At 72.5% G+C, this 25,796-nt stretch carries 23 protein-coding genes and 1 pseudogene; 15 read left to right on the top strand and 9 right to left on the bottom strand.

What is annotated here, in order from left to right; all coding sequences use genetic code 11:
* Positions 1-120 precede the first annotated feature (120 nt).
* From ACGFRF_RS06980 to ACGFRF_RS06950, 7 genes are all read left to right on the top strand, one after another.
* Entirely contained in the window at positions 121-924 is an 804-nt protein-coding gene (locus tag ACGFRF_RS06980) for a pyrimidine reductase family protein (RefSeq protein ID WP_393737553.1), read from the top strand.
* Positions 925-1,053: 129 nt separating this feature from the next.
* Positions 1,054-1,527, top strand: a complete 474-nt coding sequence (locus ACGFRF_RS06975; RefSeq protein ID WP_393737552.1) for an indole-3-glycerol phosphate synthase — start codon at positions 1,054-1,056, stop codon at positions 1,525-1,527.
* A 188-nt stretch (positions 1,528-1,715) separates the two neighbouring features.
* Positions 1,716-3,107: a UDP-N-acetylmuramate--L-alanine ligase gene (gene murC / locus ACGFRF_RS06970; protein ID WP_393737551.1), complete on the top strand. Its 1,392-nt coding sequence runs from the start codon at positions 1,716-1,718 to the stop codon at positions 3,105-3,107.
* Positions 3,108-3,124: 17 nt separating this feature from the next.
* Positions 3,125-3,532, top strand: coding sequence for a peptide-methionine (R)-S-oxide reductase MsrB (gene msrB / locus ACGFRF_RS06965; protein WP_393737550.1), 408 nt, complete (start codon positions 3,125-3,127; stop codon positions 3,530-3,532).
* Positions 3,533-4,175: 643 nt separating this feature from the next.
* Positions 4,176-5,306, top strand: a complete 1,131-nt coding sequence (locus ACGFRF_RS06960) for an ABC transporter ATP-binding protein (protein WP_393737549.1) — start codon at positions 4,176-4,178, stop codon at positions 5,304-5,306.
* Positions 5,303-5,956: an ABC transporter permease gene (locus ACGFRF_RS06955; RefSeq protein WP_393737548.1), complete on the top strand. Its 654-nt coding sequence runs from the start codon at positions 5,303-5,305 to the stop codon at positions 5,954-5,956. Before ACGFRF_RS06960 ends, ACGFRF_RS06955 begins: the two co-directional genes overlap by 4 nt.
* Positions 5,953-6,621 carry an ABC transporter permease gene (locus ACGFRF_RS06950; protein WP_393737547.1) on the top strand — a complete coding sequence of 223 codons (669 nt, stop codon included), beginning with the start codon at positions 5,953-5,955 and terminating at the stop codon, positions 6,619-6,621. The genes ACGFRF_RS06955 and ACGFRF_RS06950 overlap by 4 nt, the downstream gene beginning before the upstream one ends.
* A 3-nt stretch (positions 6,622-6,624) precedes the next feature.
* Here ACGFRF_RS06950 and ACGFRF_RS06945 read toward each other — a convergent pair whose 3' ends face one another.
* The 4 genes from ACGFRF_RS06945 to ACGFRF_RS06930 are packed head-to-tail and all read right to left on the bottom strand — an operon-like array spanning position 6,625 to position 10,988.
* Entirely contained in the window at positions 6,625-7,224 is a 600-nt protein-coding gene (locus ACGFRF_RS06945) for an ATP/GTP-binding protein (protein ID WP_393737546.1), read from the bottom strand.
* Positions 7,211-7,645: a DUF742 domain-containing protein gene (locus tag ACGFRF_RS06940; protein WP_393737545.1), complete on the bottom strand. Its 435-nt coding sequence runs from the start codon at positions 7,643-7,645 to the stop codon at positions 7,211-7,213. The genes ACGFRF_RS06945 and ACGFRF_RS06940 overlap by 14 nt, the downstream gene beginning before the upstream one ends.
* A gap of 17 nt (positions 7,646-7,662) precedes the next feature.
* Positions 7,663-8,139 (bottom strand): roadblock/LC7 domain-containing protein, encoded by a 477-nt coding sequence (locus tag ACGFRF_RS06935; RefSeq protein WP_393737544.1) that lies wholly within the window; start codon positions 8,137-8,139, stop codon positions 7,663-7,665.
* Positions 8,136-10,988: an ATP-binding protein gene (locus tag ACGFRF_RS06930; RefSeq protein ID WP_393737543.1), complete on the bottom strand. Its 2,853-nt coding sequence runs from the start codon at positions 10,986-10,988 to the stop codon at positions 8,136-8,138. The genes ACGFRF_RS06935 and ACGFRF_RS06930 overlap by 4 nt, the downstream gene beginning before the upstream one ends.
* A gap of 290 nt (positions 10,989-11,278) precedes the next feature.
* Between ACGFRF_RS06930 and ACGFRF_RS06925 the strand changes: the two genes are divergently transcribed.
* The 3 genes from ACGFRF_RS06925 to ACGFRF_RS06915 all read left to right on the top strand — a co-directional run bounded on the left by ACGFRF_RS06925 (position 11,279) and on the right by ACGFRF_RS06915 (position 14,559).
* A complete protein-coding gene (locus ACGFRF_RS06925) occupies positions 11,279-12,241 on the top strand; it encodes an ABC transporter substrate-binding protein (protein WP_393737542.1) in 963 nt (320 codons plus the stop codon).
* A gap of 21 nt (positions 12,242-12,262) precedes the next feature.
* Positions 12,263-13,921 carry an aromatic amino acid ammonia-lyase gene (locus ACGFRF_RS06920; protein ID WP_393737541.1) on the top strand — a complete coding sequence of 553 codons (1,659 nt, stop codon included), beginning with the start codon at positions 12,263-12,265 and terminating at the stop codon, positions 13,919-13,921.
* 269 nt (positions 13,922-14,190) lie between these two features.
* The gene (locus ACGFRF_RS06915; RefSeq protein WP_393737540.1) at positions 14,191-14,559 is read left to right on the top strand and encodes an ArsR/SmtB family transcription factor; all 369 of its coding nucleotides are present in this window, start codon (positions 14,191-14,193) and stop codon (positions 14,557-14,559) included.
* Between the two features lie 220 nt (positions 14,560-14,779).
* Here ACGFRF_RS06915 and ACGFRF_RS06910 read toward each other — a convergent pair whose 3' ends face one another.
* The gene (locus ACGFRF_RS06910; protein ID WP_393737539.1) at positions 14,780-15,241 is read right to left on the bottom strand and encodes a DUF6114 domain-containing protein; all 462 of its coding nucleotides are present in this window, start codon (positions 15,239-15,241) and stop codon (positions 14,780-14,782) included.
* A gap of 5 nt (positions 15,242-15,246) precedes the next feature.
* A complete protein-coding gene (locus ACGFRF_RS06905) occupies positions 15,247-15,945 on the bottom strand; it encodes a DUF6230 family protein (RefSeq protein ID WP_393737689.1) in 699 nt (232 codons plus the stop codon).
* A 564-nt stretch (positions 15,946-16,509) separates the two neighbouring features.
* Between ACGFRF_RS06905 and ACGFRF_RS06900 the strand changes: the two genes are divergently transcribed.
* On the top strand, positions 16,510-17,163 hold the full coding sequence (locus ACGFRF_RS06900) for a Tat pathway signal sequence domain protein (RefSeq protein ID WP_393737538.1): 654 nt from the start codon (positions 16,510-16,512) through the stop codon (positions 17,161-17,163).
* Between the two features lie 18 nt (positions 17,164-17,181).
* On the opposite strand, the gene ACGFRF_RS06895 is transcribed toward ACGFRF_RS06900, so the two are convergent.
* Positions 17,182-18,126, bottom strand: a complete 945-nt coding sequence (locus tag ACGFRF_RS06895) for a lytic polysaccharide monooxygenase (protein ID WP_393737537.1) — start codon at positions 18,124-18,126, stop codon at positions 17,182-17,184.
* 334 nt (positions 18,127-18,460) lie between these two features.
* On the opposite strand from ACGFRF_RS06895, the gene ACGFRF_RS06890 reads away from it, so the two are divergent.
* Positions 18,461-19,108, top strand: coding sequence for a ScbR family autoregulator-binding transcription factor (locus tag ACGFRF_RS06890; protein ID WP_393737536.1), 648 nt, complete (start codon positions 18,461-18,463; stop codon positions 19,106-19,108).
* 20 nt (positions 19,109-19,128) lie between these two features.
* Positions 19,129-20,328, top strand: coding sequence for a damage-control phosphatase ARMT1 family protein (locus tag ACGFRF_RS06885; protein ID WP_393737535.1), 1,200 nt, complete (start codon positions 19,129-19,131; stop codon positions 20,326-20,328).
* Here the strand turns inward: ACGFRF_RS06885 and ACGFRF_RS06880 are convergent.
* Complete coding sequence (locus tag ACGFRF_RS06880; protein WP_393737534.1) at positions 20,305-21,567, bottom strand: cytochrome P450; 1,263 nt, start codon at positions 21,565-21,567, stop codon at positions 20,305-20,307. The two genes, ACGFRF_RS06885 and ACGFRF_RS06880, sit on opposite strands and share 24 nt — an antisense overlap.
* A complete protein-coding gene (locus ACGFRF_RS06875; RefSeq protein ID WP_393737533.1) occupies positions 21,564-22,382 on the bottom strand; it encodes an alpha/beta fold hydrolase in 819 nt (272 codons plus the stop codon). The genes ACGFRF_RS06880 and ACGFRF_RS06875 overlap by 4 nt, the downstream gene beginning before the upstream one ends.
* Positions 22,383-22,643: 261 nt before the next feature.
* On the opposite strand from ACGFRF_RS06875, the gene cyc2 reads away from it, so the two are divergent.
* Both cyc2 and ACGFRF_RS06865 read left to right on the top strand, forming a co-directional pair.
* Positions 22,644-24,806 carry a germacradienol/geosmin synthase Cyc2 gene (cyc2, locus tag ACGFRF_RS06870; protein ID WP_393737532.1) on the top strand — a complete coding sequence of 721 codons (2,163 nt, stop codon included), beginning with the start codon at positions 22,644-22,646 and terminating at the stop codon, positions 24,804-24,806.
* 291 nt (positions 24,807-25,097) lie between these two features.
* Positions 25,098-25,697, top strand: a pseudogene (locus ACGFRF_RS06865) (LysR substrate-binding domain-containing protein); the annotation flags it as partial.
* Between the last annotated feature and the right edge of the window lie 99 nt (positions 25,698-25,796).

Raw genomic sequence — 25,796 nt, 5'->3', positions numbered from 1 at the left:
GCCTCCGGTGGGCGTGCGGGGGGAGCGGGGACGAGCGGGGCCGGGCGGGATGCCGGTGCCGGCGGAGCTGCTGAGGCTCGTGGCGTCCGCGGGCTCGATGGAGCCGCGGGGGCCGGAGGGGTGGAAGCTGCCGGTGGTGCCGGCGGTGTCGGCGGCGAGGCCGGTAGTGCCCGTGGAGGCGGGGGCGGTCAGGGCCGGGAGTGGAGTTTCGCCGAGCTGGCCGCCGCCTATGCCTATCCCGAGCCCGCGCCGGGCGCCCCGCGGACGTGGCTGCGGGCCAACATGGTCTCGTCCCTCGACGGCGCCGCCCAGCACGAGGGACGCTCCCAGCCCATCTCCAGCGCCGCCGACATGCGCATCTTCGGCACGCTGCGAGCGCTCGCGGACGTCGTCGTGGTGGGCGCGGAAACGGTACGGCAGGAGGGGTACCGCCCCGCGAAGGCGCGAGCCGAGTTCGCCGGTGCCCGGAAGGCGGCGGGGCAGGGCCCGGTCCCCGCGATCGCCGTCGTCACCGCGAGTCTGGAGCTGGACTTCTCCCTGCCGCTGTTCACCTCGCCCCTGGTCCCCACGCTGGTCCTCACGGGTGCCGCCGCGGCACCCGACCGCGTCGCCGCCGCCGAACGGGCCGGCGCCCGCGTGGTGATCGCCGGTGAGGGGATGGGTGTGGAGCCGGCGCGCGCGGTACGCGCCCTCGCCGACCTCGGCCACACCCGGCTGCTCACCGAGGGCGGCCCCCGGCTGCTCGGCCAGCTGATCGCCGCGGAGGTGCTGGACGAGCTGTGCCTGACGATCTCGCCGATGCTCACCGCGGGGGACGCGCAGCGCATCGCGGGGGGTCCGTCGGTCGCCGTTCCGCGCCGGTTCGACCTCGTGTCCCTCCTGGAGGAGGACGGATTTCTGTTCGGTCGTTACCGTCGGTCCTGAAGCCGACGGAATCTCCCGTTCCGGTTGGCTTCGGGCGGGCAGACTTAGTCCGCAGTACCCGTGCGATCACGGGGAAGGATGGTTTCCGCAGGGGCCTTGTCCGGGCCCACGGAGGAGAAGAGGCGCCTGGTGTTCACAAGCGTGCTGATGATCGAGAAGGCCTTGACGTCCGCCGACGTGGAGTTCGTCACCACGTTGCACGGGGACGAGCCGGTCTCTTTCCACGTGCTGCTCCAGCCGCGCGGTGACCAGGCGGACCGTCTGCTGCGGGCCATCGACGACATCGCGCTCGGCGAACTCGACGATGCCGTCCGGGAACGGGACGTCCCCGAGGGCGACGAGGCGAGAGGCATGGGGCAGCAGGCCCTGGACGTGTCGTTGCAGGCGCTGCGCTCCTCGGGGAGCCAGGCGGAGGGGCGGCTGGTCGAGGACCACCCCCTGGACGCGCTGAAGGCGCTGGTCGCCGAGGTGGACGCCGACGAGGTGATCGTGCTGACCGATCCGCACTATGTGGAGGAGTTCTTCCATCGGGACTGGGCCTCTCGGGCCCGGCACAAGGTGGGGGTGCCGGTGCTCAAGCTGTTCTCGCACAGCAAGGCGTAGGGCTCGGCCGCGGGGCCGGGGAGGGCCGTTCGGGGTCCCGGTACGTCGTCGGATGCGGTCCGTCGTGGCTGCCCGCGCAGTTCCCCGCGTCCCTGGGAAGGCCCGGCTCGCCGTCCTTGCGGGGAGCCCGGTACGGCAGCGCATAGGCTAGGTCCGCTCTGACTCGTACCGTCTCTGGGGAGAAACGCATGGCACCCGGCCTTCCTACCGCCATGGACCGACCGCACTTCATCGGCATCGGCGGCGCCGGGATGTCGGGCATCGCCAAGATCCTCGCGCAGCGTGGGGCCGCGGTGGCCGGGAGCGACGCCAAGGACTCGGCGACCGCTCAGGCGCTGCGCGCGCTCGGCGCGACCGTGCACATCGGGCATGCGGCCGAGCACCTCGCCGACGACGCGAGCTGTGTCGTCGTGTCGTCGGCGATCCGCAAGGACAACCCGGAGCTGGCCCGCGCCGCCGAGCTGGGCATCCCCGTGGTGCACCGCTCCGACGCGCTCGCCGCGCTGATGGAGGGGCTGCGCCCGATCGCCGTGGCCGGTACCCATGGCAAGACCACCACCACCTCGATGCTGGCGGTCTCGCTCGGCGAGCTGGGCCTGAAGCCGTCGTACGCGATCGGTGGCGACCTGGACGCGCCCGGCTCCAACGCGCTCCACGGCGAGGGCGACATCTTCGTGGCCGAGGCCGACGAGTCGGACCGCAGCTTCCACAAGTACGCGCCCGAGGTCGCCATCGTCCTCAACGTCGAACTGGACCATCACGCCAACTACGCCTCGATGGACGAGATCCACGAGTCCTTCGAGACCTTCGTCGGCCGCATCACCGAGGGCGGCACGCTGGTCGTCTCCGCGGACCAGGAGGGCGCGCGCGAACTCACCCGGCGCGTCGCGGACCGCGAGGTGCGGGTGGTGACGTACGGGGAGGCGCAGGACGCCGACGTGCGGGTTCTCTCCGTGGTGGCCCAGGGCCTCAAGAGCGAGGTGACGGTCCTGCTGGAGGGACGGGAACTCACCTTCACGGTCTCCGTCCCCGGCCGCCACTACGCCCTGAACGCCGTCGCCGCGCTCGCCGCCGGTGCCGCCCTCGGCATCCCGGCCGCCGAGCTGGCCCCGGCGCTGGCCTCCTACACCGGCGTGAAGCGCCGGCTGCAGCCGAAGGGTGAGGCGGCGGGCGTCCAGGTGATCGACTCCTACGCCCACCACCCGACCGAGATGACCGCCGACCTCGAGGCCATGCGCGCGGCCGCCGATGACGCCCGCATCCTCGTCGTCTTCCAGCCGCACCTCTTCTCCCGCACCCAGGAGCTGGGCAAGGAGATGGGTCAGTCGCTGGCGCTCGCGGACGCCTCGGTCGTGCTCGACATCTACCCGGCCCGCGAGGACCCGATCCCCGGTGTGACCAGCGAGCTGATCATCGAGGCCGCCCGTGCGGCGGGGGCCGACGTGACCGCCGTGCACGACAAGGCGGAGATCCCCGCGGTGATCGCGGGAATGGCGAAGCCCGGTGATCTCGTTCTCACCATGGGCGCGGGCGACGTGACAGACCTGGGCCCGCAGATCCTGGACCGCCTGTCGCAGTAGTAAAGGGGCTGAGGCTCATGTCGTACGACGTCGAGAAGCCGGACGAGCAGTGGCGGGCGGAGCTGAATCCGGCCGAATACGCCGTGCTGCGCCAGGCCGCCACCGAGCCGGCCTTCACCGGTGAGTACACCGACACCAAGACCAAGGGCGTCTACTCCTGTCGTGCCTGCGGCGCCGAGCTGTTCACCTCCGACACCAAGTTCGAGTCGCACTGCGGCTGGCCGTCCTTCTACGACCCGAAGGACACCGACGCGGTGGAGCTGGTCGAGGACCGTTCCCACGGCATGGTCCGGACCGAGGTGCGGTGTGCCCGCTGCGGCTCCCACCTCGGGCATGTGTTCGAGGGTGAGGGCTATTCGACCCCCACCGACCAGCGGTACTGCATCAACTCGATCTCGCTGCGGCTGGCCCCCGCCGAGGGCTGACCGGGCCCCGGGCGACCGCCCGGGACCGTGGGACCACCGGATACGAGGCGATCACCGGGACGTCGACGCGCTGCCCGACGCCCGGGGGGCCGCCGCCGTGCCGCGCGAGACGGGCCTGCGCCCGGTCGGCGCGGGACCCGAGCCCTGGCTGGAGCACCCGGCCGGGGCAGGGGGCCGGCGGCGCCCTGCGCATGCCGCCGGCCGGCGAGGAGGACGTGCACGGCGTCCCGGTGCGGGCGGGCCTAAGAGTCGCCGCGCCGTCCCGAGGCCGAGTTGCTCGCCCTGCTCGCCGAGCGCGGCGCCTCCCACATGCGGCACGCCCGCCTCCACGAACGCGTCAGCCGTACCGCCGGCGACCGGTGCGGGACCGTCAGACAACGAGGGAACGGCACCTGGAACAGGAAAGGGCGGTAGGCGTTCCTGCCGACGGCCACTTCCAGCCAGTGGCCCATCATGTCGCCGACGACCAGCGGGGTCCGTGCGAAGTGCAGCGGCCGCTAGCCGTACTGGTGCTCCGGCCTCCCGGCTCCCGCCAAAGCGCTGCAACATTCGCGGTCTAGACTCTCCCCGCAACGGCCTGCGCATCGACGACCGTGGCCGATAGTGGGCGGAACTCTGCCAAACCCGAAGGGTATCCGGCGTTTTGATACGGATAGATTCAGTCACGAAGCGGTATCCGGACGGCACGGTCGCGGTCGACCGGCTGTCGCTGGAGATACCGGACCGCGCGATCACCGTCCTCGTCGGCCCCTCGGGGTGCGGCAAGACGACGACCCTGCGGATGATCAACCGGATGGTGGAGCCCAGCGAGGGCAGCATCCTCCTCGACGGCCAGGACATCCGGCAGCAGCCGGTCAACACCCTGCGCCGCTCGATGGGTTACGTCATCCAGAACGCCGGACTCTTCCAGCACCGCACCATCCTCGACAACATCGCCACCGTTCCCCGCCTGCTCGGCTCGAGCAAGCAGAAGGCGCGGGCCCGGGCCGCGGAGCTCATGGAGCGGGTGGGGCTCGACACCTCGCTGGCCAAGCGGTACCCGTACCAGCTCTCCGGCGGACAGCAGCAGCGCGTCGGCGTGGCCCGGGCGCTCGCCGCCGACCCGCCGGTGCTGCTGATGGACGAGCCGTTCTCCGCCGTCGACCCCGTGGTCCGCAAGGGGCTGCAGGACGAACTCCTTCGCATCCAGGAAGAGTTGGGCAAGACCATCGTCTTCGTCACGCACGACATCGACGAGGCGATCAAGCTGGGCACGATGGTCGCCGTACTGCGCACCGGTGGCCGGCTCGCGCAGTTCGCGCCGCCTGCCGAACTGCTCAGCTCGCCCGCCGACTCCTTCGTGGAGGACTTCCTCGGCGCCGACCGGGGCATTCGCCGGCTGTCCTTCTTCTCCGCCGAGGGGCTGGAGTTGCAGACCGCGCCCGTCGTGGGGATCGACGCGGACGCCGCGAAGCTCGCCTCCCGTGCCACGGCCCCCTATCTCCTCGTCACCGACCTCGACGGCAGGCCGCTCGGCTGGAGCGAGCCGGACCGGCTCACCGCCGGCGCCATCGACCCGGCCCGACTCCTCGACCACGGGCGGCCGTTCGTGCCCGGCACCGACTCGCTGCGCACCGCGCTCGACGGGGCCGTGCTCTCGCCGACCGGATGGGCCGTCGCGGTGGACGGCGAGGGGCGCGCCGTCGGTGTCGTCTCCCAGCAGGTCATCGCCGAGGCGATCCGCTCCGCCCACAGCAGGGTGGCGGAGGACTCCGGGGTGAAGGCCACCCGATGAACGGCTTCTTCGACCTCCCGAGCGACCTCCAGCACAGCTACGCCGGTCTCATCGGCCTGCACCTGCGCGAAGCCCTGCTGCCGGTGCTGGCCGGACTGATCGTCTCCCTGCCCGTCGCCCAGCTGTGCGTCCGTTACCGCTGGATCTACCCGCCCGTCCTCGGCATCACCACCGTGCTCTACGCCATCCCGTCGCTGGCCTTCTTCGTGGTGCTCATCGACTACTTCGGGCAGAGCGAGACCACGGTGATGATCCCGCTCGCGCTCTACAGCCTGGTGGTGCTCGTCCCGGCGATCGTCGACGGCGTCCGCTCGGTGCCCCCGGAGACCCTGGCAGCCGCCCAGGCCATGGGCTTCGGAGCCGTACGCCGGTACTTCCAGGTCCAGTTGCCCATCGCCGTGCCCGCGATCATCGCCGGCCTCAGGGTGGCGACCGTGTCCAGCATCTCCCTGGTCAGCGTCGGCATGCTCATCGGCAACCAGGGCGCCCTCGGCAACATGCTCTACGACGCCCAGACCTACCACCGTCCCGCCCTGGCCGTGAACTCGGTCCTGACCATCGGGGTGCTGGGGATCCTCGCCGACGGCGTGCTGGTCCTCGTCCGTCTCCTCCTCACCCCCTGGATGCCGCGGAAGGGTGCCACCCGGTGAACGTCCTGAACTACGCGCACGCCTTCTTCAGCGACAGCGCCCACTGGCACGGCTACGACGGCATCCCCACCCGGTTCGCCGAGCACATCAGGTACTCGCTCGAGGCACTTCTCCTCGCCGCCGTGATCGGACTGCCCGTCGGCCTGCTCACCGGTCACTACGGCCGTGGCGGCAACGCGCTGGCGCTGATCGCCACCGCCGGCCGGGCCCTGCCCAGCTTCGGCCTGCTGGTACTGATGTTCATCTGGCTCGGGTTCGGCCTGACACCGGTGATGATCCCGCTGGTCGTGCTCGCCGTACCACCCATCCTGGTCACCACCTACGAGGCGATCCGCTCCGTCGACCCGTCGCCGGTGGACGCCGCGCGCGGCATGGGGATGCCCGAGGCGCGCGTGCTGCTCCAGGTGGAGGTGCCGGTCGCGCTCCCGCTCATCCTGAGCGGCCTGCGCACGGCGGCCATCCAGATCGTCTCCACCGCCACCATCGCCGCCTACGTCAGCCTCGGCGGCCTCGGGCGGTACATCATCGACGGCCTCTACCAGAAGAACTACGAGAAGGTCGTCGGCGGCGCCACCCTGGTCGCCGGACTCGCCCTCGCCACCCTCGTGCTGTTCTGGGCGGCGTCCCGGCTCACGGTGTCGCCGGGAGTGCGCCGGAGCGGCTGACGGTCACGGTTCGGTGCGGGCCAGCGCCAGTTCGAGTACGACGAGCAGCGCGTCCCGCACCGAGCCCCGCTCGCGGGCGTCGAACACCACGACCGGCACGCCGTCGGAGACGTCCAGCGCCCAGCGGACCTCCTCCAGGGAGTGCTCCACCTTACCGTCGAAGGCGTTGACCGCGACGGCGAACGGGATGCCCTTGTGCTCGAAGTAGTCGACGGCCGCGTAGCAGTCGTCCAGCCGGCGGGTGTCGACGATGACGAGCCCGCCGACCGCGCCCTCCACGATGTCGTCCCACATGAACCCGAACCGCTCCTGCCCGGGCGTGCCGAACAGATACAGCTTCAGCGTCGGGTCGATGGTGAGGCAGCCGAAGTCCATCGCCACGGTCGTCGTGGTCTTGCGGGGGGTGTGCGTGAGGTCGTCCACGCCGGCCGCGACCTCGGTGATCGACGCCTCGGTGGTCAGCGGCTCGATCTCCGAGATCGAGCCGACGGCGGTGGTCTTGCCCACGCCGAAGCCGCCCGCTATCACCATCTTCACCGGCAGCGGCGGCCGGACGGCTCCGGGGGCGGCCGTGCCCCGGACGAGCGGTTCAGTCGGTGTCAATCGGTACCCCTCGGGAATCGGGGATGGCCCTGAGGCCATCGATGAGCCTGCGCAGGACGGACGCGTCGTGGACGGCGTCGGCGTCCGGCACGTACACCGCCAACTGGCCTGCCTCGCGCAGGTCTTCGGCGAGGACGCGGACCACGTTGAGGTGCAGCCGCAACCGGGCCGCGAGTTCCGCGAGGGACTGCGGCAGCCGGCACGCGGCAACGATGTCGTACTGCTCGAAGGAGAGCCTGCCGAGCGCGTCGAGACCGGCGGCGGTGGCCACCACCTGGGTCTCCACGGGCATCGCCCGGCCGGAGGAGGCGTCCGCCACCCGGCCGGCGGTGACCAGGAACGGCCGTACGGCGGGGGCGGGGCCGACCGGGTCCGGGCCGAACGGGTCCGGGTCGCCCGGGGGCGGGGTGCCGTCCGCCATGGAAAAGCTTCTCCTCCTCAGCGTGCCGACGCGGCGCCGACGCTGTTCTTCAGCTCCAGCACGAGCTGTGGGCTGAGCGCGGCGCCGGCGCGGTTGGCGAACAGCGTCATCTCGTAGGCGACGTTGCCGAGCTTGGCCTCCTTGTCGGTGACGACGCCGAGCACGGCGCCGCTGCCGATCGCGGAGACGATCACATGGCCGCCCTCCAGATCGATGATGACCTTGTTCAGGCCGCCCAGACCGTAGTTGCCGGAGGCGCCGGCGGCCAGGCTGGTGATGCCGGAAACGATCGCCGCGAGCCGCTCGGAGTCGGCGTGCTCGCGCAGCTGCGACACCGCGATCAGCAGGCCGTCGGAGGACACGGCGATCGCGTCGACGACGCCCGCGGTCTCGGTAGCGAATCGGTTCAGCAGCCAGGTGAAGTCGGCCGCGGCTGCCTGCAGGTCGGTCGGCGTGGTGCCGCCCGTCGCGGTGTCACCTGTCGACGTGCTCACTGCTCGGCTCCTTCCGGAAGGTGGTTCTGATCGTGCGGCGGGGTGGGTGCGGTGCCCCCGGCGGTGGTGCCGTGGGCGGAGGTGGGGGTTTCGGGGCGTGTGAAGCTCACGGTGTCGCTGTCCCGCTGGGCGCGGGCCACGGCCGCCTCGAACTCCTCCAGCGCGCTGCGCTCGGCCTCCGCGTCCCGGGTGCGGGCGGCGACCGGCACGGCGTGCGCCGCGCCGACGGTGGTGCGCAGGGTGGCTCCCCGGACACGGCGGCGCAGGGGGCGTGCGGTGTTGCCACCTGGTCCGTCGGAGGCGCCAGGACGCGACCCCGCGGTTCCGGCGCCCGCGGCGGACGCCGCCGCACCGCGGATGGCGGGGGCGGCCGGGGCCTGCTCGGGGTCGGGTGCGGGGGAGTGCCCGTCGGCGCTCTTCGGACCGGGTGCCGAGGCGGTGGGTCCGGGCGGCGCCGTTCCGGCGTGCGGGGTGGGTGCGGGCGTCGCGTGGGTGGTGGGGGCGGCCGGGGCCTGCTCGGGGTCGGGCGTGGCGGAGTGCCCGTCGGCGGCGGGCACCTCCGCATCGGACGCCGGCGCGCGGCGGGGGACCCGGCGGGGCAGCGGACCGGCTTGCCCGGGGACTCCGGCCGACTCCGGGGCGATGCCGCCGGTCCCGGCCCGGCCCGGCGCCGCGCCTGGGACGCCCGTCCGGTCCGTGGCGGAGCCCGCGGCATGGCGGTCGGGGGCGGTGGCCGTGGTGCTGGTCCGCTCCGTGGCGGAGCCCGCGGCGCTGGTCCGCTCCGAGGTGGAACCCGCGGCTCTGGTCCCGTCCGAGACGGAGCCCCTTGCGGCGGCCGGTGTCGGTGTGGTGTTCGTGGCGCCGGACTGTGGGGCAGGGGTGGCTGCCGGGCTCTGGGGCAGCAGCAGCGAGGGCGGCAGGCTCACCTCCGCCGTCACACCGCCACCCGGCGTGCGGGTCAGTTCGACCCCGGTCTCCCAGCGGCGGGCCAGCGCGCCCACCACGAACAGGCCCAGTACCTTCGTCGGCACCAGGTCCAGGCGTTCGCGGCGGATCAGCCGGGCGTTCTCCTCGGCGAGCCGCTCGGCGCTCATGCCCAGGCCGTGGTCGGTGATCACGACGTGGGCGCCCTCGGCACCGGAACCGACGGTGACCTCGACGGGGCTGCCCTCCGGCGAGAACGACACGGCGTTCTCCAGGAGTTCGGCGATCATCAGCGTGAGGTCGCCGATGATGTCCGGCTCGATCAGGGCGTCCGACGCGGCGTACAGCCGTACCCGCTGATAGCCCTCGATCTGCCCGAGCGCGGCCCGGACGACGTTGGACAACGCTGTCGGACCCGCGTCCAGCACGGTCTCGCGGATCCCGGCCAGCAGCATCAGGCTGTCGGCGTTGCGGCGCAGACGTACGGCGATGTGGTCGATGGAGTACAGGCGCTCCAGCAGCGCCGGGTCCGTCTCGCCCCGCTCCACCGCGTCGATCAACGCGAGCTGACGTGTGGTCAGGTTGCTCACCCGGCGGCCCACGTTGCCGAACATCTCGGCGGTGTTGCGCCGGCTGAGCACCTGGCGTTCCAGCAGCGCGGCGGCGGTGGTCTGCACCTGGTTGAACGCCTCCGCCAGGTCGCCGATCTCGTCGCGTGCGGTCACCGGCATGTCCTGCAGCCGGGGCGGACCGTCGTCCTCGGCGTCGTCGTCGGCCACCCGGGCCAGCTCACGCCCGGCCACCTCGGCGACCTCCTGCGCGGCGCCGGTGAGCGCCTGCACGGGCCGGATCACCGAGCGGCGCACCAGCACCGCGAAGGCGATCCACAGCACGAAGGCGATCAGCGCGCCGCTCAGCAGCAGGGCCGCCCGCCACCGGGCGGAGACGGCGGCGGAGTCCGCACGGTCGGCGATCCCGCCGATCAGCGACGTGGTGATCTTCAGCCGGCTGGCGGCCTGTTCGGGGTAGGCGGGATAGTCGGTCAGCGCGTTCTGGACCGCCCGCCGGATCTCGTCCTGGCCGTCCGCCTGCAAGCGCCCCGCGTCCACCTGGAGTTCGGCGTACGACTCGGCGATCCGGCGCTGCGCCGGCGCGTGCTCGATGCCGGCGAGCCGCTCGGCCTGCTCCGAGGAGGCGAACCGGCCGAACCGCTCGGCCTGGTGGCTGTAGAGGTCGTAGGCGCCGACCGCGTTGGTGAACTCGATCAGCGCGTTGGTGTCCCCGGTGGTGGCGGCGAACACGTTGGTCTCGAAGGCACCGTGCGCGGCGTCCGCGCGGAGCAGGGAGTCGAGTAGATTGCCGGTGAAGGTGGCGGCCAGGTCGGCGTTGCGGTCGAGACCGAGGCCGTCGATCAGCCCCTGCGCCGCGTTGGTGTAGGCCGGGTCGATGTTGTCGGCCGGCAGGTACGACTGCTGCACCGAGGTGCGCAGGCTGGTGAGGCCCTCGATCTCCCGCAGGGCGTCCGCCTCGCTCTCCGGCAGCCGGTCGCCGAAGGCCTCGCGTACCGTCGCCACCTGGGAGTCGACCGCCTCCTGCGCCGCGCGGTAGGCGGACATCGAGGGCTTGGCGTACCCGGACTCGTAGCGCGCGGAGAGCAGGATCGCCTGCTGGTGCTCGGCCTCCACCCGGTCGACCAACCGGGCCACCTGCGCGCTGTCCCGCACCAGCCGGGCCGCCGACGCCGCGCTGTTCGACTGCTGCACCAGGTCGGTGAACAGGTACGACAGCAGGCCGGCGATGACCGCTAGGGGGATACCGACCAGGAGGTTCAGCTTGCGCCTGAAGGGCCAGCGGTCGGCGAAACCCCGTACTCCGCCCCGTGTCGGGGCGTGCCGGGCGGGCGCGTCCACCTGGTTCGTGGACACCGGGCCTCCTTCGTGGGTGTCTTGTCCTGGGGTGTCGTCACCCTCGAATGTGAAGGGCGTCGTCGCCCTCGAAACGCCTGCGTCACGACACCGAAGCGGGCCCCGCACACCGCTGTGGCCGATCTCAACTGCGCCGAGACTACAGGTCTCCCGGGGTGTCGATCAGCGTGCTCTTCATCAAGAATCCGTTACAAAGGGACCGCTCTGCGTGCACAACTGACCACAGATCGAGGCCAATCGGTGATCTGTGGCCCTTGACTGACCAAGAACCGGACGGATTGGATCAGCGCGTGACTTTTACGACCCACATCAGCAGGTCCATCCGGAGGAACCGAGGCGCGGCGGCGGTCGCCCTCGCGGCGGCGACGGCTCTGCTGGCGGGCTGTTCCTCCAGCGACGACAAGGCCGACAACCCCCTGTCGGACGACAGCAAGGCGAGCGGCGACAGCGTTGTCGTCGGATCCAACAACTTCCCCGAGAGCACCCTGCTCGCCGACATCTACGGCGAGGCGCTCAAGGCCAAGGGAATCAAGGTCACTTACAAGCCGAACATCGGCAGCCGCGAGACCACCTACGGTCTGCTCAAGAACGGCTCCATCTCCGTCCTGCCCGAGTACAACGGCGCGCTGCTCGCCTACCTCGACCCGAAGGCAGCGCCGAAGACGGCGGAAGCCACCACGGCGGCCATCGAGGCCAAGCTGGACTCCAAGCTGACGCTGCTGGAGCCCTCGTCGGCGCAGGACAAGGACTCGGTCACGGTCAACGCGGCCACCGCGAAGAAGTACGACCTCACCGAGAAGTCGTCCATCGCCGACCTGAAGGACATCGCGAAGGACCTGGTCATCGGCGCCTCGCCGGAGTTCCAGACCCGGCAGCAGGGCCTGGTGGGCCTCAAGTCCGTCTACGGCCTGGAGTTCAAGTCCTTCAAGGCGCTGGACGCGGGCGGCCCGCTCACCCAGGCGGCGCTGAAGAAGAACGCCGTGCAGGTCGCGGACATCTTCACCACGGACCCGACCATCTCCAAGGAGAAGTTCGTCGTCCTGCAGGACCCGAAGAACCTCTTCGGCTTCGAGAACGTCCAGCCGCTCGTCTACAAGAGCGCGCTGAACCAGAACGGCGTCGACGCGCTCAACGCGGTCTCGGCCAAGCTGGACACGGCGACGCTGCTGGAGCTGGACACCCAGGTCCAGGCGCAGAACAAGGACCCGCTGGACGTCGCCAAGGCCTGGCTGAAGTCCGCCGGTCTCGCCTGACCCCTGCCCCCTGGAACGACCGTGGACAGAACGACGTGGGTGCACCCGAAGGCCGGGGACACCCACGTCGTGCTGGACGGTGCGGGCCTCTCGCTGCCCGCGCTGATCCGGCTGGCCGACGGCACGGCCCGGCCCGCCGTCGACCCCGGCGCGCTGGACCGCGTCCACCGTGCCCGGGAGACGGCCGACCGGCTCGCCGCCACGGGCCGCTGGTACGGGCGTGGCACCGGCGTCGGCGCACACCGCTCGGTCCCCGTGGACCCCTCCGACGAGGCCGCGCACGGCCTGCGCCTCCTGCGCAGCCACGCGGGCGGCGCCGGCCGCCTGCTGCCGGCCCGCACGGTCCGCGCGATGCTCGCGGTCCGCGCCAACCAGCTCCTCGCCGCCGGCTCCGGCATCCACCCCTCCCTCGTCACCGCCCTCACCGACGCCCTCCGCCTCGGCGTGCACCCGGCGGTCAACGAGTACGGCGGCGTGGGCACCGGCGACCTGACGGCCCTGGCCCAGACGGGCCTGACGCTGATCGGAGAACGACCGTGGCTGACACCGGGGGAGGGGCCGGATCCCGCGGGGGAGCGCCGGGCCGGTGGCGCTCTCGGAGGCCCGGCTGTCGCGTCCGGAGCACGCCGGGATCATGGCGCGGGGGCGGACGGGAGCGCGGTCGTACCCGCTGAGGGTGTGGACGGTGGCCGTCATGGTCAGGCCCGCGCCCGAGGTGCGCGTCCCCTCGCCGGTGCGTTGCCCGCCCCCGTGACCCTCCGCTCCGGAGACGCCCTGGCGCTGCTCAGCAGCAACGCCCTCGCGCTCGCGCAGGCCGCGCTCGCCGGGCACGAGGCGGAGCTGCTGCTGCGGGCCACGCACGCGGTCGCGGCGCTCTCCCTCGCCGCAGTCTCCGGCTCGCCGGAGGCGTACGCGGCCCCGGTGCACGCCCTGCGGCCCTACCCCGGCCCGGCCCGTGCCGCCGCCGAGGTACGGCGGCTCCTCGGTCCGTCCGAACCCCCGGCCGACGCGGGGAGCCGCATCCAGGACCCGTACGGCTTCCGGGCGTTCCCGCAGGTGCACGGCGCCGCCCTGGAGGCCTCGGACGCGCTGCTGCGCATTCTCGAGACCGAGATCAACTGTCCCTCGGAGAACCCCGTCCTGATGCCCGACGGGCGGCTCTACCACCACGGCGGCTTCTTCGCCGCGCACCTCGCCCTGGCGCTGGACGGCCTGAATCTGGCCCTGCTCAAGACCGCGCAACTGTCCGCCGCCCGCCTGGCCGCGCTGAGCCGCAGCGACCTCACCGGCCTGCCCGCCTTCCTCGCCACCGGCCCCGCCGGCAGCTCCGGCGCCATGATCCTGGAGTACACCGCCAACTCCGCGCTCGCCGAACTGCGGTCGAGCGCCGCCGCACCGGCCTCGGCCGGCCACGCCGTCCTCTCCCACGGCCTGGAGGAGGCCGCCGGTTTCGCCGGCCAGGCGGCCCGCCAGACGGAACGCGCCACCGCCGCCTACGCCACCGTCGTCGCCTGCGAACTCGTGGCCGCGGTGCGGGCGTCGCGTCTCCGCCCGGTACCACCCCGGGTCCCCGCCTTCACCCTCGCGGCCGACGTGCTCCCCTCGGGCACCGAGGACCGTCCGCTCACCGGGGACATCGGCGCGGCGACCGAACTGCTCCACCACCTCGCGGAACTGTGACCCGCACGGTCCACGCCCGGACCGGTCGATCACCCTCGCTGCTTCGCCACGTCGCGGGATGGTGATCCGCACGGTCCACCCCTGGACCGTCCGACCGCCCTCGCCGCTCCGTATCCACCGAAGACACGCGCCCCCGCATCCGGACGACGGCCCACGCCTCGGCGGGCTTTCCCGGCGGGCCGGCTTCGGGCGGCCGAGAAGCTCCGGAGACCTAGACTGACCCCTCCGGACCAGACGGCACAGCGACGAGCAGCGGAAGGAACGCGACCGTGGGGACAGCGCCCGGCACCGGCCATCAGGACCCCTCCGCCGAGGTGCTCGCCGAGGCCGCCGCCGCCTTCGGACTGCTCGCGTCGCCCGCCCGGCTGCACATCGTGTGGGCGCTGACCCAGGGCGAGAGCGACGTCACCGGGCTTGCCGAACGCGTCGGCGGCGCGCTGCCCGCCGTCAGCCAGCACCTGACCAAGCTCAAGCTCGCCGGGCTCGTCCGCTCCCGCCGCGAGGGCCGCCGGCAGGTGTACTTCGTCGACGCCGCCGAACAGGGCGCCGTCGTCGACGTCGTACGTCTCCTCATCGGCCGGCTCGCCGAGCGGGACGCGCCCGGCGCGGTACCGGCGCCCCGCCTCCGTGGCCTGTGAGCCCGTGACCGACACCGCGCCCCAGATGCGGCGGCGCCCGGAGCCCAGTCCGCGGCGGGCTCACCGAGAGTGAGCCCGCCCGCCCGTACGGCACGCAGGCAGGGGCGGCACAGGAACCGCCGTGACCACGGGCTGAGCGGTCCCGGCAGCCCGGTGGCCGGAGACGAATCGTCGCGGGTCCGGGCGCGCGGGAGCCGCCTGGGCCGCCCCTGCCGCGTCCTCACGCCGTCCCTTCCACCCCGTCCGCCATGGCCGGACGCGCCGCCGCACGCTCGGCCCTCGCCTGCTTCCGACGTCTGCGGCGGCTGATGCGGGGCTCCTGGTCGGGGAGCCAGCCGAAGGCGAGGCAGCTCCCGGTGGCTCCGAGGAGGAGGCCGAGGAAGAACCCGCCCAGGTTGGAGGTGAGCCAGGTCCCCAGGGAGAGCAGGATCCCGGTGACGGAGTAGAAGAGACGCTGCGAGGGGTTGAACAGGATCAGCAGGCCCAGCAGCAGCATCAGCGTCGGCAGCAGGTAGCCGGCCAGGCCCTGCATGCCGATGTGCAGCACGACCTTCAGCGAGGCCTTCTCGGTGAGCAGGATCTCGCCGCCGCCCAGGGCGAGCAGCAGCCCGCCCCAGAACGGCCGGCGGGCCCGCCACCTGCGAAAGGCGAGCCTCGGTCCCTGACGTGGACGGTCCGGCACCGCGATCAGCAACCCGAGCTGCTGAAGCGGAGCTTGAGACCCGGCAGCTTGAACACACCGGCCGTGGTGGCGTAGTTGGTCTGCCGCAGATTGGCGATGCGCACGGTGTCGGCCTGCTGGCTGAAGACGCCGATCGGACCCTTCACGCCCGCCTTGGTCAGCGTGCTGGCGTCGTTGCCGATCTCGATGTTGTCGAACGCCGCGTCACCCGACAGCTCGGTGGAGTCGGTGGTCAGGTCGCGCGCGGTGACCTTCTCCGATCCGCTGCCCGCGGTGATCAGCAGGTTGGTGCCGCCGAGGTCGACGCTCTGGCACAGCTTGGTGAGCGTGGCGTTCTTGATCGCGGAGGTGACCACGAGCACCTGACCGCCGGTGTCCCCGGCGTTCGGGCTGCCCTCCGCCATGTTGTCGAGGGCGCCGAACTGCTCGAAGCCGGTGCCGTTGAGTTCGGTCGCCGTGACGGTGAACGGCATGCCGGAGATCGCGAACTGCACACCCAGCGCTCCCTGCGCGGTGAGGACCGCGAGGCCGGCGGCGACGAGGGTGGCGGGCACCGCCATCACGGCGGCCCGGCGTGCCCGGACCCGCCCCCGTCTCTCGCCGCCGGTGCTGGTACCGGCGGTGTTCGGTGTTTCGGACGGTGAACCGTTACCCGGGTTCTCGGGGGTGGTGCCGGCGGACGGGACGTCCGGGGACGAGGCCATGTCTGCTCCCATGGGCATGGATCAATGCGGGTTGGGCTTCAGCGGCGCGGTGTCCTGGCGCGGACAGTGGCCGCCGCGTACGACTCCTGGCACTCCCGGCGGATGCAAGGGCTTTCTCGTTACGCGGCGGTAGGTTCCGATGAAGTTACCGCCGGTTACATTGAAGGGTCAAGGGAGTTGTGTAAAAAGGGTGTCGGATGTGCGCGGCCCGCGCCGGCGAGCGACAACTGGCGCCCAGTGCCTTGACGTTGACGGCTCATCAGGTCTACAAAATCCCCTGTTTCCCGGATCCGTGGCGCCGGATCCGCCGAGCGGCACCGGCCGCGTTCCCGGCCCTGTGACGGCAACCGCTCACGTGGCTCACCGCAATCACGCAGGCTCACGGCAACCGCTCACGTCGGTTGCGCGATTCCCCCCAGGCCCTCGGCCGGTGTCCACCTGCCGCCGTCGCGGGTTTGTCGCGTACGGAGAAGGCGCGACGGCCCGCGCCGGCGGCAGCACCCGCACAGCCCGCCACCCCCCACTTCACCTCATCCGAACCCCACTCAGGAAAGAGGCACCCTCATGCGTACGCGATCCCTCCTCGCCCTCGCCGGCACCGCCGCCGCGCTCGCCCTCACGGCGGCCGGGCCCGCCTCCGCCGACGGCAGCGCCGTCCTCACCACCGGCAGCGTCGGCGGCACCGCCGCCGCGGTCGGCGACACCCTGACCGCGCCCCTGGCCTCCGGCACGTCCGCCACCTTCTACTCCAGCGCGACCGGCACCAGCGGCGTGAAGTGCACGGCCTCCCAGTTCACCGCCAAGGTCACCGGCAACCCGGCCGCGCCCGGTACGGCCACCGAGTCCGTCACCGCGCACACCTTCGACAGCAGCACCTGCAGCAGCAACGTCACCGGCGTCCTCGGTGTCAACGGCATCACCATCAACAACCTGCCCTACTCGGCGACGATCACCTCGGACGGCACCCTCACCGTCTCGCCCCCGAGCGGCTCGGCCATCCAGGCCACCGTCCAGCTGCGCACCCTGCTGGGCAGCGTCACCTGCATCTACCAGGCGCCCGGCCTGACCGGGAAGGCCGACAACGCCGACAGCAGCATCACCTTCACCAACCAGCAGTTCACCAAGACCTCCGGCTCGTCGCTGTGCTTCGCCAACGGCTACTTCACGGCCAAGTACGCACCCGTCACCGACGGAGGTGCCCGGGTCTACGTCAACTGACCGCTCGTACCGAAGAGGTCAGCGTCGTCGTAGACGCAGCGCGAAGGCGGCGCCCCCGGTGAGCACCAGCACCGCGGCGGCGCCGCCCGCCAGCAGTGGAGCCGAGGGGCCCGAGCCGCCGTGTGTCGCCTCCGCCACCGGAGTGCTGTCCCCGGCGGCGCCCCTCGGCCGCGAACGCCCCTTGTCCGGAACGGCACTTGACTGCCGGGCCGGGGCACTTTCCGCCGACGGGCTCTGCGTCCGGGGCGAGCGCCCACCCGCCGGAGTCGGCGTGGCCTCCGCCGTCCTCGGGGTCCTCGCCGCCCCCGCGGCCGTCCCGCCCGCCGGGAAGACCACGTCGGAACACGAGTAGTACGTGTCCGGCGTGCTGCTGTTCTGCCAGATCGTGTACAGCAGCTGACGCCCCGTCCGGTCCTTCGGCAGGGTCGCTCGGACGTGGTACGCCCCGTCCTCCAGCGGCGGGTCCGTGACCTGCGCGAAGGGCCGCTCGGGCAGGTCGGACCACTTCAACGGCTTCGCGGGGTCGTAACCGGGCTTGGTCAGGTACAGCTTGAACGTGCCTGCGTGCGCGATCGTCGAGGCGTACGTCATGGTCAGCCGGCCGCCGGGCGCCAGCCGTGTCGCCGGCCAGTCCCGCCGGGGCAGGTCGAGGCCGCGGTACGCCGGGAGATTGCCGCTGCACAGCCGGCCGTCCGGAATCACCTGCCGGTCACGGCCCGCCACCCCGGCCACGCGCAGGTTGTCCCACGCGGTGAACGGGGCGCCGTTCGCGGCGACGGCCGCCCCGCAGGCCGCCGAGCGGGCGGCACCACCGCCCTCGGGGGAGCAGGCGTAGACCCGGCTGACCGGGTCCGTGGGGGCTCCGTGCGCCTGGGCCGACCCCGCCGCCCATGACAGGAGCAGGAGCGGGGCCGCCGCAGCGGCTGCCGCCGTGGCACTCAGGCGGGCGGTCGTCCGAGTCATCCGGGACGTCTCCTCGGCGTGCGCGGGGAACAGGGTCTGCGGTGTCCAGTACGGCGCACGCGTCCCTCGCGTTCAGTCGATCGTGCATGCGTGCCTCCGGGGGCGCGAAAGCACCGACCGGTTCGGCTGTTCGCGCCTGCTACGACATCCCGTTGAGGAGTCGGCCCGACCGCTCGTATGGTGGCGCACACAGGCGGGGACGCGCCGCTGACACGTGCCGGAACGAGGCCTCGTCCGCCGGACTCCCGTTGCCACTCGGTGAGTTATCTTGGACGGCGGGCCAAAAAACAAACCGCATGTCCCGTTCGTTCACGGCGCAAGAAAGGGTCACACGATGGCGAGGCAGTTACGTGCTGAGCAGACCCGGGCAACGATCATCACGGCCGCCGCCGATCTGATCGACCGACACGGATACGAATCCACCAGCCTGAGCGACATCGTGGCGCACGCGAAGGTCACCAAGGGCGCGCTGTACTTCCACTTCGCCGCCAAGGAGGACCTGGCCCACGCCATCCTGGAACTCCAGGCGGAGGCCGCGCGGCAGCTCGTGGCCGATGTCGACAGCCGCGGGTACTCCTCGCTGGAGTCCCTGATGCGCACCACCTTCGGGATCGCCCGGCTCGCCGTGGAGGACCCGGTGCCGCGCGCCGGACTGCGCCTGGCCGCCGCGGACGTCGCCGTACGGCCGCCGCTGCGGCATCCGTTCACCGAGTGGCTGGAGTTCGCCACCCGGAAGTTCACCGGAGCCGTCAGGGAGGCCGACGTCCACGGTGACCTCGACGTCGGTGCCGTCGCACACTCCCTCGTCTGTTTCTTCGTCGGCACCCGGGTCGCCGGCCGCTCGATCGAACCGGTCGGACGGCTTCCGCGCCGGGTCGCCGAGATGTGGCACCTGATGATCCGGGGCCTGGTCCCGGTGCACCGCCGCCCCCGCTACGTCACCCTCGCCACGCAGCTGGAGCGGGAGATCAGAACCGCCTGACGCGCGCTACGGTGACCGACATGCCCGACACCCCGTTCGCACCCGTGATCCTCGGCAACGAACCCGGCTCGTTCCCGCACAGTGTGCTGGCCGAGCGGCACCCCGCGATCATCCGGCAGGTCCGGGACGCCTTCCCGTACGGTCCCGGGCAGCACCGGGCGCTGGAGGAGCTCCTGCAGAGCTGCGCCGAAGGGACGATCGAGCCGCTGCCCGCCGACGCCCCGGACCGCGACCGCTGGCACGGCTGGGGCCTGCCCGACCATGCCGGGCGGTCCTGGTACGACGTGCCGTGGCTGTGGTCCGAGAGCTACTTCTACCGCCGGCTGCTCGGCGCCGTCGGCTGGTTCGGCCCCGGCCCCTGGCAGGGCATCGACCCCTTCCGCCCGTTCAAACGCGCCGAACTCGACGCGCCGGAGACCGATGAGGAACTGGCCGCCCTGGACGCGCTGAGGGACCTTCCGGAGGAGGAGCGGGCGCACGCCCTGCTGCACGGCTCGCTGTGGGGCAACCGTGCCGACCTCGGGTTCCGGCTCTCCGCCGCGGGCGCCGAGGCCCGGGAGCCGGCCCCCGCCCTGGTCGCCGACGACAGCGAGGCTCTGTGGGCGCTGCTGCCGCCCGGCGGGACGGGCACGCTCGTGCTGGTCGCGGACAACGCCGGCCGCGAACTCGTCCCCGATCTGCTCTTGATCGCCCATCTGCTCGCCGAGGGGCGGGCCGCGCGGGCGGTGCTGCACGTCAAGCCGTACCCCTATTACGTCTCCGACGCCACCACCGCCGACGTGGTCGACGCCCTGCACCGGTTGCGGGCGGCGCCGGGCGCGGCCGCCGAGTACGGGCGTGTGCTCTGGGCGGCCATGGCCGACGGCCGGCTCGAGGTGCGTGCCCACCCCTTCTCCTGCGCCCCGCTGCCGTACGCGCAGATGCCGGACGATCTGCGCGGGCAGTTCGCCGCGGCCACGCTGACCGTCGTCAAGGGCGATCTCAACTACCGCCGCCTCGTGGGCGACCGGCTGTGGCCGCCGACCACGCCGTTCCGGCAGGTGACCGCGCGCTTCCCCGGTCCCGTCGCCGCGCTGCGCACCCTCAAGTCCGAGGTGATCACCGGTCTGTCGGCGCCGGCCGAGGCCGCGCTGGTGGCGGCGGAGGACCAGCGCTGGCGCACCAGCGGCACCCACGCGCTGATCCAGGTCGCTGGGTCACGTGAGGTGGACGGGCAATGACTTGATGCCGTTGATGAAGTTGGACACCAGCCGCCCGGCGGGCCGGGCGAGGTGCGGGACCGGCAGGACGCGCAGCACCTCCTCGTGGAGCACTCGCAGTTGCAGCCGCGCGAGATGAGCGCCCAGGCACACGTGCGGACCGCCCCCGAAGGAGACGTGCGGGTTGGGGGAGCGGGCGAGGTCGAGCCGGTCGGGTCCGGAACAGACCCGCTCGTCCCGGTTGGCCGACGCGTGGAACACCACGACCTTGTCGCCCGCCCGGATCCGCCGCCCCGCCAGCTCGGTGTCCCGCACCGCCGTACGGCGGAAGGTCAGCACCGGTGGATGCCAACGCAGCAACTCCTCCACGGCCGAAGGGACTTCCACCTTGCCGGCGCGCAGCAGCTCGTACGCCTCCGGATGCTCCATGAGGGCCAGCAGCCCGCCCGGAGCGGCGCTGCGCACCGTGTCGTTGCCCGCCACCGTGAGCAGGAAGAAGAACATCTCCAGTTCGGCGGCCGCCAGTTCCCCGTCGTGGGCGAGTGTCGTCAGGATGTCGTCGGCGGGATGCCGTCGTTTGTGCGCGGCCGCCTGCCGGGCGTAGGCGAACATGTCCCGCAGCATGGCCGGTGAGCGCGGATTCACCGGCTTGCCCGCCTCGTCCAGCACCGGGGGACCGGCCTCGTCCGGGTCCTGGTAGCCGATGACACGCTGCGTCCAGTGCAGCAGCAGCCCCCGATCGCTCTCCGCGACGCCCAGCAGATCCGCCAGATTGAGCAGCGCGTACTCGTCGGTGACGGCGGCCACCAGATCGACCGTGCCGTCCCCCTCACGGGCCGCCTCCGCCGCGCCGGCGAGCAGAGCGCGCGCCCGCTTCCGGGCGACCGCGGTGAACCGGTCGACGCGCCCCGGCGTGAACGCCCGGCTCACCAGCCGCCGCAGCCGCCCGTGTCCGGGCGGATCCTGGTTGAGCATCATCCGGCGGATGAACGGCAGGTCCTCCGGGTCGGGGTCGCGGATCTGGGTCGCGCCGAGGTACGAGGAGAACGTCGCCGCGTCCTTCAGTACGCGCACGACGTCCGCGTGCCGGGTCACCGCCCAGAACCCGGGCCCGGCCGGCCAGCCCAGCACCTCAGGCTCCTCCTGCCAGGCCACCGGATGGTGGTCGCGCAGGACGCGGTAGTCGTCGTAGGGCACGCCGGCGGCGTACCGGCGCGGGTCGAACACGTCCGGCACCGGCGGGACGTCGCGCACGTTCACACCGGCTCGCCCGCGACGGCCGTGTCCCGGGAGTCCGCGGGGGCCGCGGTGTCCGCCCGCAGGAAGTCCTCCACCACCCGGACCAGTTCCAGCGGTGTCTCGTCCATCGGGTAGTGACCGGCGGACGGCAGCGCGACCAGTTCGGCACGCGGATACCAGGACAGCCAGGTCTCGCGCAGCAGCGCCGGAGACAGGGCCGGGTCGAGTTCGCCGGCCACGGCCAGGGCGGGCACCTCGCTGCCCGCGACGTCGGCGTGGAAGTCCTCGCCCGCCCACGAGTCGAGCCAGGCCCGGAACGCCTTGGCGTCACTGCGCTCCAGCGAGCGGGCGACCATCCGGTCCAGCCAGGCGGCGGGGCGGCGGCCGCCGGTGGTGAAGTCGATGATCGCGCGCCGGTTCTCCGGCCTGTGCGCCGCGTCCGTGAACAGTGCGCCCTGTCCGTCGGGCAGGGGCATGCCCCAGGCGGGCACGGGAGAGACACCCGCGATCCGGCGCAGCCGCTCCGGGGCGACGGCCAGCAGCCGTTGCGCCACGGCGCCGCCCATGGAGTGCCCGATCACCGAGAACCGCTCCCAGCCGAGCCGGTCGGCCAGCGCCACCAGGTCCACGGCCGCCTCGGTCGTCGTGAAGGAGCCCGCGGCGTCCCGGGCCGCGCCGTAACCGCGCAGGTCGACCAGCGCGTAGGTGAAGGCGGTGCGGTCCAGATCCGGCAGGACGGCCGCGTAGGCGGACCGGTCGGCGAACCAGCCGTGCACGGCGAACACCTTGTGGGCGCCGTCGCCGTGCACCTCGTGGGGCAGCACGAAGGAGGTCATGGGCCTACCGTGACGCCCGCGCGCGGACACGGCAAGGGCGCGGACCGGCATACCGGCGAGCCCGCCGGTGTCACCGCGCCCCACCGGCTGAAGGCGGGGCATGCGCAACGGGACGCCTGCCCCTGAACTTCCTGCCACACCGTGGGCGTTCGGCTCACGGCAGGAGTACTCCGGCGGCCCGTTTCCATGGCGGTTCACGCGATGGTGTGGTCCTGTCCGGCACGGCGGATGGCGCTCCGGACCCGCGGGTAGGGCCCGGCCATGACGCAGCCGTTCGAACTCCCGCACTTCTACATGCCGTATCCCGCGCGGCTCAACCCCCACCTCGACGAGGCGCGTGTTCACTCGACGCAGTGGGCCCGCGAGATGGGCATGCTGGAAGACTCCGGGATCTGGGAGCAGGCCGACCTGGAGGCGCACGACTACGGACTCCTGTGCGCCTACACCCACCCCGACTGCGACGGACCCGCTCTCTCGCTCATCACCGACTGGTACGTGTGGGTCTTCTTCTTCGACGACCACTTCCTGGACATGTACAAGCGCACCCAGGACCGCGCCGCAGGAAAGGCCCACCTGGACCGTCTGCCGCTGTTCATGCCGCTCGACCTGTCGACCCCCGTCCCCGAGCCGGGCAATCCCGTCGAGGCGGGGCTGAAGGACCTGTGGGCACGTACGGTGCCGTCGATGTCCGTGGACTGGCGCCGCCGCTTCTCCGTGGCCACCGAGCACCTGCTCAACGAGTCGATGTGGGAGCTGTCCAACATCAACGAGGGGCGCATCGCCAACCCCGTCGAGTACATCGAGATGCGCCGCAAGGTGGGCGGCGCCCCCTGGTCGGCGGGGCTCGTGGAGTACGCGACCGCCGAGGTGCCCGCCGCCGTCGCCGGCACCCGCCCGCTGCGCGTGCTGATGGAGACGTTCTCCGACGCCGTCCACCTGCGCAACGACCTGTTCTCGTACCAGCGCGAGGTCGAGGACGAGGGCGAGAACAGCAACGGCGTGCTCGTCCTGGAGACGTTCTTCGGCTGCACCACCCAGCAGGCCGCCGACACCGTCAACGACATCCTCACCTCACGCCTGCACCAGTTCGAGCACACCGCCCTCACCGAAGTCCCCGCCGTCGCCCTGGAGAACGGCCTCAGGCCGGACGAGGTCGCCGCGGTCGCCGCCTACACCAAGGGACTGCAGGACTGGCAGTCCGGCGGCCACGAGTGGCACATGCGCTCCAGCCGCTACATGAACAAGGGCGCCCGCACCGACTCGCCCTGGCAGATCCCGACCGGCCCCGGCACCTCGGCCGCGGACGTCGGCGCACTGCTCGCCTCGGCGGCCCAGGAACGCCTGCGCGCCTACTCCCACGTGCCCTACCAGAAGGTCGGCCCCTCCCTGCTGCCCGAGTTCCACATGCCGTTCCGGCTGGAGCTGAGCCCCCATCTCGACGACGCCCGCCGCAACCTCCTCGCCTGGACGCACCGGATCGGCATGCTCCAGGAAGGCGTCTGGGACGAGGACAAGCTCGCCGCGTACGACCTCGCCCTGTGCTCCGCCGGCCTGGACCCCGACGCCACCCCCGAGGCCCTCGACCTCAGCGCCCAGTGGCTCGCCTTCGGCACCTACGGCGACGACTACTACCCGCTCGTCTACGGCCACCGCCGGGACCTGGCCGCCGCCCGGCTCACCACGGCCCGGCTGTCGGCCTGCATGCCCGTCGAGGGCGAGCCGGCCATCGTCCCCGGCAACGCCATGGAACGCTCGCTGATCGACCTGTGGGCGCGCACCACGGCCGGCATGACGGCCGACCAGCGGCGCACCCTCAAGGCGGCCGTGGACACGATGACCGAGAGCTGGGTGTGGGAGCTGTCCAACCAGCTGCAGAACCGCGTCCCCGACCCCATCGACTATCTGGAGATGCGGCGCTCCACCTTCGGCAGCGACCTCACCCTGAGCCTGTGCCGGACGGGCCACGGCCCCGCGGTCCCGCCGGAGGTGTACCGCAGTGGCCCGGTGCGCTCCCTGGAGAACGCCGCCATCGACTACGCCTGCCTCCTCAACGACATCTTCTCGTACCAGAAGGAGATCGAGTACGAGGGCGAGATCCACAACGCGATCCTGGTCGTGCAGAACTTCTTCGGCGTGGACTATCCGACCGCGCTCGGCATCGTGCACGACCTGACGACCCAGCGCATGCGGCAGTTCGAGCATGTGGTCGCGCACGAACTGCCCGTGCTCTACGAGGACTTCGAGCTGTCCGAGGAGGGCCGGGCGGCCATGGACGGCTATGTGCTCGACCTGCAGAACTGGCTGGCCGGCATCCTGAACTGGCACCGCGAGGTCGACCGCTACAAGGCCGAGTGGCTGGGCCGCCGGGCCCACGGGTTCCTGCCCGACCGTGCCCCGGCGCTGCCCGTCCAGCTCGTCAGCTGACCCCGCCGACCCGCTGAGCGGCCTCCGCGGCGAGCTCGTCCAGCCCCTTCCGGGCCGCCCCGCGCAGCTCGCCGCGCGGCGCCTCCCCACCGGCCAGGACCGCGCGGGCCTCCTCAGGGAGGCCCCCGTCGGCCAGGGCACCGGCCAGCGCGTAGTGCTCCTCCGACCGTGGACCGGCCGAGGTTCACCTCCCGCCAGTGGGCGAGGGAGCCGTCACCGGGGGCGGTGAGCGGCTCACGGACCACGGACAGCGTGCGCGCGACCGGGACGAGCCGCCCCGTCCCCCGCTCCGGCCGGGGCATGGCCTCGGAGCCGACCGCGTTCGGCCCGGGCGTCCTCGCCGCCCTTCCGCCGTCCGGTGTCACCCTGCGCGTCCTCACCCGCGAGGAGATCCCGGCCGCCGTCGCCACCGGCACCGCCGACCTCGGTCTCGTCGACGGGCTCGCCGCGCCCAGCGATCCGCTGCGGCTGCCCGACGTGGCGCCGCTGACCACGCACGGCGTCGCGGAGGAACCCGTGAGCGTCCTGGTGCCCGGCGGGCACCCCCTGGCCGGCCGCACCGGCCTGCGTCTCGGCGACCTCGGCGACGCCCGCCGGCTCGACGCGCCCGACGCCGCCCTCCCGCTCGCGCAGCTGCGCACCGCCGCCGGCGGGGGCGCCTTCCGCCCCGCCCTGCGCCACGAAGGCACCGACCTGCGCACCCTCACCGCCCTCGCGGCCGCCGGACACGGCCTCACCCTGCTGCCCCGCTCGACCGCCACGGGCCTGCCCGGCACGGTCGCCGTCCCGCTCACCGCCCCACGGGTCGTCCACCGCGCGGAACTCCTTCACGGCGGCAGCCCCCGGGGAGCGGCGGCGGAGACGATCCGCAGGCTGACGGAGGGCGCCTGACCGAGCCGCCGGCTCTCCGCCGCGTCAGGTGGCCGTGGTGGTGGCGGTGCCGCGACGGCCATGACTACCCTCCGCGACCCTTCGGCCAGTCTCACTCGT

Origin of the sequence: Streptomyces sp. NPDC048521, from assembly GCF_043199855.1 — a bacterium.
Classification (GTDB): Bacteria; Actinomycetota; Actinomycetes; order Streptomycetales; family Streptomycetaceae; genus Streptomyces.
This window is presented reverse-complemented; position numbering and strand designations above follow the sequence as displayed.